Genomic DNA, 13,055 nt, shown 5'->3' with positions numbered 1-13,055 from the left:
CGTGGGCTAGCCTTCCGGTTCGACAAGACGCCCGACAGCTATCTGGCCGGCCTGCACCTACGCGGAGCCGTCTTATGGATCCGAAGCCTCCGACCAGCCTAAGATCCGAACTCCGCACAGGCGCTAGCACCCGGTTACTGGCACCCGGCGGAAGCAAGCGTGCTGCAAGGAGAATGACCATAATCTGGTCATGCCGTCTATCAGCAAGCTCAGCCCGGGCGATCCCCCCGCTCTCGGAGGCTACGAGATCAAGGGGCGGCTCGGAGAAGGCGGCCAGGGGGTCGTCTACCTCGGCGAGGACGGGGAAGGCGGCCGGGTGGCCGTGAAGTGGCTGCGGCCCCACCTGGCGGGCGACGCGGTCGCGGCGGAGCGGTTCGCGAGGGAGGCCGCGGCGGCGCGGCGCGTGGCGCCGTTCTGCACGGCGAAGCTGCTGGCCACCGGCGTCCACGACGAGCGTCCGTACATCGTGAGCGAGTACGTCGACGGGCCGTCCCTCCAGGAGGCGGTGGCCCAGGACGGGCCGCGCTCGGACGCGGCGCTGCACCGGCTGGCCATCGGCACCGTGACGGCGCTGGCCGCCATCCACCAGGCCGGCATCGTCCACCGCGACCTCAGCCCCAGCAACGTGCTGCTCGGCGCCGAGGGGCCGCGCGTCATCGACTTCGGCATCGCGCGGGCGCTCGACGCCACCTCGACGATCACGTCCATGCCGGTGGGCACGCCCGCGTTCATGGCGCCCGAGCAGATCCTCGCCCAGCCGGTGGGGCCGGCGGCGGACATGTTCGCGTGGGGCAGCACCATCCTGTTCGCCGCCAGCGGGGCGGGGCCCTTCGCCGCCTCGTCGGTGCCCACGATCATCCAGCGCGTCCTGTACACGGAGCCCGATCTGACGCCGCTCGCGGAGCCGTTACGCGAGCTGGTGGCGGCCTGCCTGGCCAAGGATCCGGCGCGGCGGCCGACGGCCGAGCAGGTGATCATGAGGTTGCTGCAGAACCCGTCGTCCGCCGAGCCGCCGGAGCTGGAGCAGGCGGCGGCGATGGTGAACGCCACCCCCGGCCCGCCGGTGTCCCCCCACTCGGGCCCGCAGGCGCCTCCGGTCTCGGGGCCGCAAGGACCTCCCTACGGTGAGCCTGCCCAGCAGGCCAGGACGCCGCTCGCCGGTCCGGGCGCGACACCGCAAGGTCCCTACGGGCCACCCCCCGTGGGACACGCGCAAGGCCCCTACGCTCCGCCGCCGCCCCAGGGGCAGGCGCCGCAAGGCTCCTACGGACCGCCCTCCGGGGAGCAGGCCCAAGGCCCCTACGCTCCGCCGTCCGGCCCGGGCGCCGCACACGGCGTCCCCGCACTCGGCCCGAGCGGGCCGCACCTCTCCTACGGCCCGCCGCACAGCGCCGGTCCGGGCGGCCCGCAGCGCTCCCCGTACAACGCGGCCCCGGGTGGCCCGCACAACTCCCCGTACCGCGCGGCCCCCGGGGGCTCGGCCCCGGGCGGCCCGCAGGGGCCCTCCCGCAACGCGCCCCTCGCCGGGGGCGCGCCCCTTCCCCCGTACGGCGTCCCGGCAGCGGGGGCGCCGCGCACGCAGGGGTCGCGCAGGGGTCTCGTGGTCGCGGGCGTGGCCGCCGCCGTGGCCGTGGTGGCGACCATCGCGGTCGTCGCCGTCGCCGTCGTCAGGATGCGCGACGACCCCGGCCCCACCCCCGCCCCCACCCTGGCCGCCACCGCGAGCCCGAGCGTCCCCCCGGTGCCCACGACCGGCCTGGGCCAGGTCACGCTGCCCGGGACGACCGCCACCCTGTCCGAGTCGCCCGCCGACAGGGTGCGCCTGACCACGTACATGCTGCGCGACCCCAAGACGCAGAACTGGGTGTACTACGCACGCGACTCGCTGACCGGAAATTTCGTGAAATATCCCGAGGCATGGGAGGCCGTCCTCTCGCCGGACGGCCGCTACCTCGCCAGCCGCGGCAAACAGTTCGTCGGTGGCTACGACACGGTCGACATCACCGACAAGGCCACCGGCGAGAAGGTCTCGATCCGGACCTCACGCCAGCCGCTCAGCGCGTACGTGCAGACCTGGTCCCGCGACGGCAACCGCCTCCTCCTCAACGTCGGCAACGCCGCCGGCAAGGAGTGGCAGTCCACCGGGTTCGCCATCGTGGACGTCGCCACCGGGCAGGCGCGCGTCGCCACGCTCAGGGAGGGGTCGCTGCGCGGCGTCCGGTACGGCTTCGACGAGCGGGACACCGGCGTGGTCGCCCTCTCCAACGTCGCCAAGCAGCAGGCGCTGCGCTTCTTCGACGCCGACGGCACCCGGGTGCGCCGCGTGCCGAACGTCGGCGCGGCCATCGCCGACGCGCTGTTCTCGCCCACGGGCCAGAAGTTCGTCACGAACTGTCCCGGCCTCGTCAGCGGCGACAACTGCGTCTACGACACCGCCACCGGCGCCGAGCTGACCCGCTTCGAGTCGCCCTGCTCGGGCCTGGCCACCTGGTACGACGACCTGCACCTGGTCTGCTGGACGAACCCCGGCGGCGGCCGCTACGAGATCCACGTGATCGATTTCAGGGGGGTCTCGGTGCGGACGCTGCTCACGGTGCCGACCGGCGGCGAGAACATGGACGTCGTCTTCTCGCACCCCCGCCGGTGACCTCAGCGGCTGCGGCCCCGGGGCCGCAGCCGCGTGCCGGGCAGGACGGGCGCGGGCAGCGGGGCGCCGTCGAACCCCTCGACGGCGCCGAACCCGTCGCCCTCCATCCACTCCTTGCGGAACGCGACGATCTCGTCGTGGTCGCGGCCCACGAAGTTCCACCACATCACGATCTCCTCGGCGAACGGCTCGCCGCCGATCACCAGGACCCGCCCGTCCCCGTTCAGGGACAGGCCCGTACGGCCGGGCGGCAGGTACAGCAGCGGCCCCGGCTCCAGCGGCTCCACCTCGCCGTCGAGCAGCAGCAGCCCGTGCTCGAACGCGGGATCGAGCGGCAGCTCGGCCGTCCCCGAGACGGCGACCTCGGCCCCCGCCAGCGGGGTGAGGGCCGTCGCCGGCGACGTCGCCCCGGCGAACGACCCCATGATCACCGTCGCCGTGAAACCCGGCCCGGACACCCGCGGCAGCTCCGCGTGGTGCTCGAAGCGCGGCTCCATGCCCCGGGCGCCGTCCGGCAGCGCCACCCAGAGCTGCACCCCGTGCAGCAGTTCCTCGCGCGACTCCTCCGAGTGGGAGATGCCGCGCCCGGCCGTCATGAGGTTGAGCTGCCCCGGCCGTACCACCTGGAGGCTGCCCAGGCTGTCGCGGTGCAGCACCTCGCCCGACAGCAGCCAGCTCACGGTCTGCAGGCCGGTGTGGGGGTGCGGCGGCACCCGCATCGCGGCCACCTCGGGCCCGTAGGCGTCGACGAAGCACCACGCGCCGATCATGCGGCGGCGCACGCCGGGCAGGGTCCTGCTCACGCGCATCGCGCGCGGCCCGCCCAGCGGCACCTCCCGTCCGGCGAGCGACTCGGTGGCGCCGCCGTCCGCGGCGCCGCACAGGATCTCGCCGGGGTCCCGTTCCAGGTTGCTCATGCTGCGACTGTACGGCTCCCGGGCCCCCGGCTCAGGCCGGGGGCTCCGCCCGAAGTCCCCGGCTCAGGCCAGGGTCTCCCACCAGCCGTCCACGGCGGGCACCGCGTCGGGGTCCACGGCCTCGCCGGGCCGCGGCACCGCGATCGACACCTCGCGGGCCTTGGCCTCCCGCCACAGCCGCTCCACCGGCTCCGCCCACGGGTGCAGCGCCAGCGTGAACGTCGCCCAGTGCACCGGCAGCAGCACCCGGCCGCCCAGGTCGAGGTGGGCGTTGACCGCCTCCTCCGGGTTCATGTGGATGTCCGGCCACGCCGGGCTGTAGGCGCCGATCGGCATGAGCGTGAGGTCGAACGGCCCGTGCGCCGAGCCGATGCCGCGGTAGCCCTCGAAGTAGCCGGAGTCGCCCGCGTAGAACACCTTGCGGGTGGGCCCGGCCACCACCCACGAGCCCCACAGCGTGTCGTTGCGGGCGAGCGTGCGCCCGGAGAAGTGCCGGGCGGCCGTCGCGACGAAGCGCAGCCCGCCGACCTCGGCCTCCTCCTCCCAGTCGAGCTCGATGATCCGGTACGCGGGCACGCCCCAGCGCTCCAGGTGGGCGCCGATGCCCAGCGGCACCAGGAACGGCGCCTTCTGCGTGGCCGTCAGCCCGCGGACCGTCGCCATGTCGAGGTGGTCGTAGTGGTCGTGCGAGATCGCGATGGCGTCGACCAGCGGCAGACTCGCCAGCGGCACCGGCAGCGGGTGGTGCCGCTTCGGCCCGACGAACTGTGAGGGGGAGGGCCGCCGGCTCCACACCGGGTCGAACAGCACCCGCCGCCCCTCGATCTCCACCAGCGTGGAGGCGTGGCCGTACCAGATCGCGCGCACGCCCGACGGCGGGGCCGCGCCCGCCGGGGGCACCCGCAGCGGCACCGGTCCGGCCGGGCGCCGCTGGTCACGGTCCCTGGCCAGCTCGCCCAGCATGCCCGCGGGCGGGGCACTGACCAGCGTGGTCGCCTCCGGCATGGTGTTGACGAACGCGCCGTCCCTGAACTGCGGTGAGCGCCGGATCCGCTCCGCCCGTCCGGGCCCCGACCGCAGGGGCCGCACACCGAGTTCCGCGGGCACGTCGCGCAGCGCCCACCCCGCCGCGGCGAGGGCCGCCCCGCCCATGAGGATCCGTCGTGCCGTCCGCAGTGCCGCCATCGTTCACTCTCCCCAGGATGTCTGTTCCGTCCTGCTCAACCGAGCGGGGCGGCCGTACTGTTCCCCGTTACGACGATATATCGCGATAGGTTCAGACCGTCTTGACGGCTCCGCCGTCGATGACGTGGTCGGCGCCGTTGACGCTCGCGGCGCGCGGCGAGGCCAGGTACGTCACCAGGGCGGCGACCTCCTCCGGTCCGACGAACCTGCCGGTCGTCATCCCGATGCCGGACGGCACCCCCGCGAGCAGCTGCTCGTGCTCCAGGCCCAGCGAGGCCGCGAGTGCCGCGCCGTACCCCTGGGGATCTTCCCACATCGCGGTGCGCACCGGTCCGGGGGAGACCGTGTTCACGCGGACGCCCTGCGGCCCGTACTCCTCGGCCAGCGCCTTGCCGAACGCCGTCAGCGCCGCCTTGCTGGTCGTGTACGCGATCGGGCCGGAGTGCGGCATCCGCGCGCCGATCGAGGAGATGTTCACCACGGCGCCGCCCCGTCGCACCAGGCTCGGCAGGGCGGCCCGGGTGGCGCGGACGGCGCTGAGGAGGTTCAGGTCGAACGCCTGGCGCCACTGCTCCTCGCCGGTGCCGAGGAAGCCGCCGACCTGGCCCTCGCCTCCGTCGCCGCCGCCCACGTTGTTGACGAGCAGGTCGAGCTCGCCCACCTCGGTGAGCGCCCGCTCGACCAGCCCGGCGGGTCCCTCCGGCGTGGACAGGTCGGCGGTCAGGGCGATCGCGCCGGTCGCCTTCAGCTCGGGGGTGACGGTGCGGGCGCCCGCGACGACGCGCACCCCCTCCTCGGCCAGCGCGGTCACGACGGCCAGCCCGATGCCCCTGCTGGCGCCGGTGACCAGGGCGGTCGTCCCGCTGAGTCGCAGATCCATGAGATGTCCTCCAGCGTCAGTCGCTTCATCGGTGATGCGGAAACCATAGAACATGCAACATTGATGATGCAACTCTGAGTTCAACGGGGACGGTGGTGTAGCCTTCTCTCTCGTGACAGGAGCGACGCGGGCACTGCGGTCGGACGCCGAGCGGACCGTCCGCCAGATCCTCGAGGCCGCCGAACGTGTCCTCAGCCGCAACCCGGCGGCCACCATGGAGCAGATCGCCGAGGAGGCGGGCGTGGCCCGCACGACCGTCCACCGGCGCTTCGCCTCCCGTGACGCGCTGGTCGGCGCGATGGCCGCCTGGGCGACCCGCCGCTTCGCCGACGCGGTCGAGGCGGCGCACCCGGAGACGGCCCCGCCGCTCGTCGCCCTCTACCAGGTCACGGCCAACGTGCTGCGGGTCAAGCTCGACTGGGGCTTCGCGATGAGCCGCGCCCTGACGGCCGACCCCGAGGCGGCGCGGGTCCACGCCGAGGTGGAGGAGAAGTGCGAGCGGATGTTCCGGGCGGCGCGGGAGGCGGGGCTGCTGCGGCCCGACGCCGACCTCGGGTGGGCCCGGCGGGTGTACTACGCGCTCATCCACGAGGCCGCCCAGAGCGGCGACGGCGACGCCGACGCGCTGGCCACGCGGGTCGTCGACACGCTGCTGCGCGGCGTGGGCACCACCCAGGGCCTCACGGCGCCGCGCTGACCCTCGTCAGCCGGGGGGCGCCGCTTTCGGGGACTCGCGCCGGCGTGCCTCAGGTGTCGTCGGCGAGCAGGTCGCGGGCGGCCTCGCCGAAGGCGCGCACCCGCGCGGTGGCGCCCTCGGCCCGCCACATCAGCCCCCACCGCAGCGGCGGCGCGTCGCCGAACGGGACGTACGCCACGTCGGGCCGCGCGTAGTAGCGCCTGACCTGCGCGCCGACCGGGAAGACGCCGTGACCGGCGCCGACCAGGGTGAGCATCTCGTTGAAGGTCGAGGCCGACGGGCCGGGCTCGATCGGCCGCCCCGAGGGGGTGGCGCTCGGGGTGCGGTCGGCGCGCAGGGACGCGGGAAGCGTGCCGGGGAGTTGGAGCAGCCTGACCCGGGCCAGGTCCTCCAGGGAGACCGAGGCCCGGCGGGCGAAGGGATGTCCGACCGGGACCGCGAGCATGCGCGCCTCGGACACGAGGACCGGCCCGGTGGCGATGCCGGGCTCGTCGACGGGGAAGGTCCCGAGCGCGAGATCGATCTCGCCGGCCCGCAGCCAGGGCATGAGGTCGACCATCTGCGCCTCGCGGAGCTGGACGTCGCAGTCCGGCCGGCGCCGCCGGAACAGCTCGGCCGCCCCGGCGAGCAACTGGCCGCCCGCGGCGCCGACGAACGCGACGCGCAGGGTGCCGGTGAGGCCGCGCCCGGCGGCGACGGCCCGCTCGTACGCGGCGGCGATCCGGTCCCAGGCGGGACGGGTCTCCTCGTACAGGTCGCGTCCCACCGAGGTCAGCTCCACCCGGCGGCTGGTGCGGTTGAACAGCGGGACCCCGACACGGCGCTCCAGCTTGGCGATGGTCTGGCTGACCCGGGCGGTGGACACCCGCAGCCGCTCGGCGGTGCGGCCGAAGTGCAGCTCCTCGGCCAGCGTGAGGAACGCCTCCAGCTCGTGCCGCTCCAGCATGGGCGTCCTCCGATCGTTAACCCTCGCTTGACGATCCTTGCACAGGACCGCATTGATCGGCTCCCGGCGGCGGTCGAGAGTGGAACCGCTCGAAAACCCCTCCGACCTGCATGGGAGCATGCGATGTACGTCACCTCGGGACAGGCGCTGTCCGCGCCCGCCGGCGACCGGGACGCCGTGATCCGGGAGCTGCGGGACCACGCCGAGATCGTGGACGCCCTCCACCGCTTCGGCCTCGGCCAGGACCTGAAGGACGAGGAGCTGTTCGCCTCGGCCTTCGCGGCGGACGCCGAGCTGGACTTCCGTCCCGCGGCGGCGAAGTGGGGCGGCCGGCCGCCCCTGATGCGGGGGCGGGACGCGATCGTCTCCACGATCCTTGCCCTGTTCGGCGACCGGGTGGACACCACCCACCAGGTCACCAACCCTCGCGTCGCGGTGGACGGCGACACGGCTCGCCTGACCGCGCTGGTGGAGGCCCAGCACCTGCTCGCCGCCGACCACGCCACCTTCGCCCTGCTGAAGAACCCCTACGACGTCGAGCTGGTCCGCGACGGGGAAGGCTGGGCCGTCCGCCGCATGACCATCGACAACACCTGGTACACCGGCGACCCCGTCGCCATCTTCGGCTGATCCCCTCCCCACCTGAGGAACCTCATGGAAACCCTGAGATCGGCCGTCCGCGGCCAGGTCCTGCTGCCCGGCGCCCCCGGGTTCGACGCCGCCCGCCGCCCCTGGAACCTGGCCGTCGAGCAGCCCGTGGCCGCCGTGGTCGAGGCCGCCGACGCCGACGACGTCGCCGCGCTCGTCCGGTACGCCCGCTCGGCCGGGCTGGGCGTCGCGACGCAGCCGAACGGGCACGGCGCGACCGGCCGTACCGAGGGCGCGATCCTGCTGCGCACCCGGCTGCTGGACACGCTGGACATCGACCCCGTGGCCCGCCGCGCCCGCGTCGGCGCGGGCGTGGCCTCGGGCCGGGTGCAGGCCGCCGCCGCGCCGCACGGCCTGACCGGGCTGCCCGGCAGCTCGCCGGTGGTCAGCGTCACGGGCGTCGCCCTCGGCGGCGGGCTGAGCTGGTTCGGCCGCGCGTACGGCTGGGTCGCCGACAGCGTCGCCGCGTTCGACGTCGTCGACGCCGACGGGCGGCCGCGGCGCGTCACGGCGGACGCCGACCCCGACCTGTTCTGGGCGCTGCGCGGCGGGGGCGGCGACTTCGCGGTCGTCACCGCGCTGGAGCTGACCCTGCACCCCGCGCCACGCCTGTACGGCGGACGCGTCCTGTGGACGGCCGAGCACGCCCCCGCCGTCATGGACGCCTACCGGCGGATCACCGCCACGGCCCCCGACGAGCTGACCGCCTGGCTGGACCTGCTCCACTTCCCCGGGGCCGACCCCATGGTCGCCGTCGACGTGACCCACCTCGGCGACCAGGACGAGGCGCGCGACCTGCTGGCCCCGCTGGACCGCCTGGCCGCGCCGCTGTCCGACAGCCGGGGCGTCATGTCGCCCGCCGAGCTGGGCGCCATCACCGCCGAGCCCACCGACCCCGGTGCGGGCTCCTCCCGGGCCGAGCTGCTGACCGAGCTGGACGACACGGCGGCCAAGGCGTTGCTGGCCGGCCCCGTCGCCCCGCTGCTCAGCGTGCAGATCCGGCACCTGGGGGGCGCGCTGGCCCGCCCGTCCGACAGCCCGCACGGCGCCCTGGCGGAGCCGTACGCGATGTACCTGTTCGGGATCCCCGCCGACCCGGCCACGGCCGAGGCCGTCACGGCCCGGCAGCGGGACTTCGCCGGCGCCGTCCCGGTCAGCGGCCGCAAGCCGTACACCTTCCTCAACCCCGGCGAGAGCGCGGCCGACGCCTTCACGCCGGAGGCGCTGGCCCGGCTGCGGACCGTCAAACGCCGCCACGACCCGCGGGACGTCTTCCGCGCCAACTTCCCGGTCGGCGGCTGACCTCGCGGGGGAGACGGCGGTCCCGGGCGCGCGGGTGTCGATGGCGTGGGTGCCGGCGCGGGTGTGAATCGCGCGGCTGTGAATCGCGCGGGTGTCGATGGCGCGGGTGTCGATCGCGCGGGGTCAGGAGGGGAGGCGATACGGCGCCAGGTCCAGCGGCGAGGGCTCGCCCAGCGCGAGCCGCGCCGCGAGGAGCCCCGCGAACGGCCCCGCCGTCAGCCCGTACGCGCTCAGCCCCGTGGCGACCACCACCCGCTCGCCCGCGCGGCACAGCAGGGGCGGCCCGCCCGCCCGCACGGGCCGCAGCCCCACCCGGGTCTCCGTCACCGTCGCCCCGGCCAGGCCGGGGGCGAGGCGGAGCCCCGCGCGCAGCACCTCCTCCAGCCCGCCCATCGTGACGCGCGGCACGAACCCCACGTCCTCGACCGTCGCCCCCACGACCACCCGCGAACCGGGGAAGCCGAGCAGGTACGGGCCGACGTGGGGCAGCACGATGGGCCACCCGGAGGTGTCGACGCCGTCGAGGGCCGCGTGCACGATCTGGCCGCGGCGCGGGAAGACGGGGACCTCCACGCCGAGCGGCCGGCACACGGCCCCGCTCCACGCCCCGGCCGCCACGACCACCATGTCGGCCGCGACCTTCTCCCCGGCCGCGTCCTCCCCGGCCAGCGTCTCCGCAGCGGCTTGACCGGCCGCGTTCTGCCCGGCCGGGTCTTCCCCGGACGCCCCGCGTTCCGCCGGCTCCCACGCGTCCGCCCGCGCCCTGGAGTGATCCCCGGGAAGCGGAGCCGCCTGCCGCCACGACCCGTCACCGTCACCGTCGTGCGCCCGCCCGGACACGCCCGGCACAGGGTGAGAGCCAGACGGGAGAGACGCGTCACGGGCGCTCACCAGCACCTCGCCCCCGGCCGTCAGCGTCGCCACGCCCGCGCGCAGCTCGGCCCCGTGCCGCACCGCCGCGCGCAGCAGCGCGTCACGAACGGCGCGCCCGTCCACCCGAGCCGCCCCCGGCACGTGGACCGCGCTCAACCCCTCCGCCAGCGGCGGGAACAACCGCGCCGGGTCCGGGACCACGGTCACCTCGCCCATCTCGGGCGCCTCGGCGCGCCGCCGCCCCAGCAGCGTCCGCACCGGCTCCAGCTCCGCCGGGTCCTCGGCGACCAGCAGCGCCCCCACCCGCTCGTACCCCAGGTCCTCGCCCAGCGCCTCCACCAGCTCCGGGTAGTGCCGCGCGCCCGAGCGGGCCAGGGCGTACCAGGCGTCGTCCTCGGGATGGTCCACCCAGGGGCACACGATGCCCGCCCCGGCCGCCGTGGCCTGCCCCTCCAGGTCCGCGTCCACCACGACGACGTCCGCTCCGCGGCTGCTCAGGTGGTACGCGGCGCTTGCCCCGACGATCCCGCTTCCGATCACTGTGACCCGCATGCCCGCCATGATTCCAGCCAGGTCCGGACATCTCGCCGGCGGCCGTGGCGGAAACGCTTGGACATGATCGGAGGACGTGGCTAGGGTTGGGGCCCATGTCCAGCCCCGAGGCGTCAAGACGTTAGCCACCGGCCGTCCGGTGGCCTCCTCCGACGTCGTCCCGCATCCCTCCCGTCCCCGCTGACGGCCGGAGGGCGCTCGGGCGCGCGTCCGTCGCCGCCATCGGACCGCCGCACGCGCGGGGCCGCGTCCGCCTGGACCAGCACGTCACCTCGGTGACGCTGGAGGGATCCAGCACGCCGGCGCGCCACCTTGCCTCCGGCACCTCGACCCTCCCGGCTCCGGGCTCTCCCGAGCCCCCGGCCCTCTCGGCACCCTGACGCCGCGGAAACACGGGCGAGGCGAGCACGGCACGGCGGCCCCGCAGCCGTTCGCTGACGATCCGATCCACGACCTCGTTGCGGAGTGAGTCTCACCGTGCCTTTCGCCCTGTACCTCCTCGGACTGGCGGTGTTCGCCATGGGAACGTCCGAGTTCATGCTGTCCGGCCTCATCCCGGACATCGCCTCCGACCTGCGCGTCTCCGTCCCGGCGGCCGGAGCGCTCACCTCGGCGTTCGCCGCCGGGATGATCGTCGGAGCGCCTCTGACGGCCGCGCTCAGCATGCGCTGGCCCCGCCGCCGGGCCCTGCTCGCGTTCCTGGTCTCGTTCCTGCTCCTGCACGTCCTCGGCGCGGTCACCACGAGCTTCGAGGTGCTGCTGGCCACCCGCTTCGCGGGGGCCGTGGCCAACGCCGGGTTCCTCGCGGTGGCCGTGGCCACCGCCGCCGCCATGGCGCCGCCGGAGGCCAAGGGACGGGCCACGTCCATCCTCCTCGGCGGGGTCACGCTGGCGTGCGTCGCCGGCGTCCCGGCCGGCGCGGTGCTCGGCACCATGTGGGGATGGCGGTCGGCGTTCTGGGCCGTGGCCCTGCTGTCGGTGCCCGCCGTCGTGGCGGTCCTGCGCTCCGTGCCGGCCACGCCGGCCCCTACCGGGGGCGGTGGCGGCGCGCGACGTGAGGCGAGGGCCCTGCGCGACCCCCGGCTCCTAATGCTGCTCGTCCTGGCCGCGCTGGTCAACGGCGCGACCTTCTGCACGTTCACCTACCTCGCCCCGCTGGCCACCTCGGTCGGCGGGATCGCGCCGGGATGGGTGCCCGGGCTGCTGGTGCTGTTCGGGCTCGGCTCGTTCGCCGGGGTGACCGCCGCCGGGCGGCTGGCCGACACCCGGCCCCGCCCGCTCCTGGCCGCCGGCGGTGTGGCGCTGGTGGCGGGGTGGGCGGTGCTAGGGGCGGCCGCGGGCTCGCCGGTGGCCGTGGCGGTGCTCGTCCTCACGCAGGGCGCCCTGTCGTTCGCCGTCGGCTCGACGCTGGTGTCCCAGGTCCTGTACGCGGCGACGCAGGCGCCGACGCTGGCCGGGAGCTTCGCCACGGCGGCCTTCAACGTCGGCGCCGCCGCCGGACCCTGGCTCGGCGGGATCACGATCGGCGCCGGACTCGGTTACCGCTCGCCGGTCTGGGTGAGCGCGTCGCTGGTGGCCGCAGCGCTCGCCGTCGCGGCCACCGCCCACGTCACGGGACGGGGGCCCACGTCGCCGGACGCGTCACGGCTCCAGCAGACGCTCCCGTAGCGCCTCGACGACCTCGCCGTCCACGCCCAGGTGCTCCGCGACGTACCGCTCGACCGAGCCGTGGGCGGCGACCAGGTCCGCCAGGAAGAACCGCATGATGTCCGCCGGCGCCCGCCCGTACCCCGGCCACAGCAGGGTGCGGTCCGGGTGCGCGGCGCGCCAGTCGGCGACCAGCCGCTCGGCCGCCAGGTCGGTGAGCGCGAAGTCGGCGACGACGGCCTCCTCGTCCACCCCCGCCAGCGTCAGCACGAGCGCGGCGAGCAGGCCGGTGCGGTCCTTGCCGGACGCGCAGTGGAACACCACGGGCGCGCCGGCGTCGGAGGCGATGACCTCCAGCGCCCGCCGCAGCTCCTTCGCGCCGTCGTGGGCGACCTCGGCGTAGCGGTCGGCGAGGTAGCGCGCCGTGTCGATGTCGGGGGCGAGCGCCGCCTGGTCGTACGGGCGGTGCTCGATGCTGAGGTTGTGGTAGGCGAGCCCGTCGAGGTGCGGCACCCGCCCCTTGGCGGCGATTTCCCAGGGGTAGCGCAGGTCGATGACCGTGCGCACGCCCAGCGTCACGAACCGGTCCCAGTCGGTGTCCCGGAGCTTCGACAGCGAGTCGGAGCGGTAGAGCCGCCCCCAGCGCGTCGAGCGCCCGTCACGCGTACGGTAGCCGCCCAGGTCCCGGAAGTTGTGCAGCCGCTCGAACGCGATGTGCCGTGTCCCCATCCGCCAGACCCTACAGTTTCAGGCCGGTCGGG

Annotated in this window: 11 protein-coding genes; 5 read left to right on the top strand and 6 right to left on the bottom strand. The window is 75.2% G+C overall.

The window, feature by feature from the left end; all coding sequences use genetic code 11:
• Nucleotides 1-190 precede the first annotated feature (190 nt).
• Nucleotides 191-2,647 carry a serine/threonine-protein kinase gene (locus HTZ77_RS44590; protein WP_175595859.1) on the top strand — a complete coding sequence of 819 codons (2,457 nt, stop codon included), beginning with the start codon at nucleotides 191-193 and terminating at the stop codon, nucleotides 2,645-2,647.
• 2 nt (nucleotides 2,648-2,649) lie between these two features.
• Here the strand turns inward: HTZ77_RS44590 and HTZ77_RS44585 are convergent, their stop codons facing one another.
• The 3 genes from HTZ77_RS44585 to HTZ77_RS44575 all read right to left on the bottom strand — a co-directional run bounded on the left by HTZ77_RS44585 (nucleotide 2,650) and on the right by HTZ77_RS44575 (nucleotide 5,629).
• The gene (locus HTZ77_RS44585) at nucleotides 2,650-3,564 is read right to left on the bottom strand and encodes a pirin family protein (protein ID WP_175595858.1); all 915 of its coding nucleotides are present in this window, start codon (nucleotides 3,562-3,564) and stop codon (nucleotides 2,650-2,652) included.
• A gap of 63 nt (nucleotides 3,565-3,627) precedes the next feature.
• Nucleotides 3,628-4,749: an MBL fold metallo-hydrolase gene (locus HTZ77_RS44580; protein ID WP_175595857.1), complete on the bottom strand. Its 1,122-nt coding sequence runs from the start codon at nucleotides 4,747-4,749 to the stop codon at nucleotides 3,628-3,630.
• Between the two features lie 91 nt (nucleotides 4,750-4,840).
• The gene (locus HTZ77_RS44575) at nucleotides 4,841-5,629 is read right to left on the bottom strand and encodes an SDR family NAD(P)-dependent oxidoreductase (RefSeq protein WP_175595856.1); all 789 of its coding nucleotides are present in this window, start codon (nucleotides 5,627-5,629) and stop codon (nucleotides 4,841-4,843) included.
• Between the two features lie 112 nt (nucleotides 5,630-5,741).
• Between HTZ77_RS44575 and HTZ77_RS44570 the strand changes: the two genes are divergently transcribed.
• Nucleotides 5,742-6,326 carry a TetR/AcrR family transcriptional regulator gene (locus HTZ77_RS44570; protein ID WP_328809132.1) on the top strand — a complete coding sequence of 195 codons (585 nt, stop codon included), beginning with the start codon at nucleotides 5,742-5,744 and terminating at the stop codon, nucleotides 6,324-6,326.
• 49 nt (nucleotides 6,327-6,375) lie between these two features.
• Here HTZ77_RS44570 and HTZ77_RS44565 read toward each other — a convergent pair whose 3' ends face one another.
• Entirely contained in the window at nucleotides 6,376-7,272 is an 897-nt protein-coding gene (locus tag HTZ77_RS44565) for a LysR family transcriptional regulator (RefSeq protein WP_175595855.1), read from the bottom strand.
• Between the two features lie 123 nt (nucleotides 7,273-7,395).
• Between HTZ77_RS44565 and HTZ77_RS44560 the strand changes: the two genes are divergently transcribed.
• Both HTZ77_RS44560 and HTZ77_RS44555 read left to right on the top strand, forming a co-directional pair.
• On the top strand, nucleotides 7,396-7,902 hold the full coding sequence (locus tag HTZ77_RS44560) for a nuclear transport factor 2 family protein (RefSeq protein ID WP_175595854.1): 507 nt from the start codon (nucleotides 7,396-7,398) through the stop codon (nucleotides 7,900-7,902).
• 24 nt (nucleotides 7,903-7,926) lie between these two features.
• Entirely contained in the window at nucleotides 7,927-9,222 is a 1,296-nt protein-coding gene (locus tag HTZ77_RS44555) for an FAD-binding oxidoreductase (protein ID WP_175595853.1), read from the top strand.
• 123 nt (nucleotides 9,223-9,345) lie between these two features.
• Here HTZ77_RS44555 and HTZ77_RS44550 read toward each other — a convergent pair whose 3' ends face one another.
• Complete coding sequence (locus tag HTZ77_RS44550; RefSeq protein WP_175595852.1) at nucleotides 9,346-10,647, bottom strand: NAD(P)/FAD-dependent oxidoreductase; 1,302 nt, start codon at nucleotides 10,645-10,647, stop codon at nucleotides 9,346-9,348.
• Nucleotides 10,648-11,124: 477 nt separating this feature from the next.
• On the opposite strand from HTZ77_RS44550, the gene HTZ77_RS44545 reads away from it, so the two are divergent.
• Nucleotides 11,125-12,315 carry a Cmx/CmrA family chloramphenicol efflux MFS transporter gene (locus HTZ77_RS44545; protein WP_175595851.1) on the top strand — a complete coding sequence of 397 codons (1,191 nt, stop codon included), beginning with the start codon at nucleotides 11,125-11,127 and terminating at the stop codon, nucleotides 12,313-12,315.
• On the opposite strand, the gene HTZ77_RS44540 is transcribed toward HTZ77_RS44545, so the two are convergent.
• Entirely contained in the window at nucleotides 12,289-13,023 is a 735-nt protein-coding gene (locus HTZ77_RS44540; RefSeq protein WP_175595850.1) for a tyrosine-protein phosphatase, read from the bottom strand. The two genes, HTZ77_RS44545 and HTZ77_RS44540, sit on opposite strands and share 27 nt — an antisense overlap.
• Between the last annotated feature and the right edge of the window lie 32 nt (nucleotides 13,024-13,055).

The sequence above is a fragment of the Nonomuraea montanisoli genome, from assembly GCF_013363975.1.
GTDB lineage: Bacteria > Actinomycetota > Actinomycetes > Streptosporangiales > Streptosporangiaceae > Nonomuraea > Nonomuraea montanisoli.
This window is presented reverse-complemented; position numbering and strand designations above follow the sequence as displayed.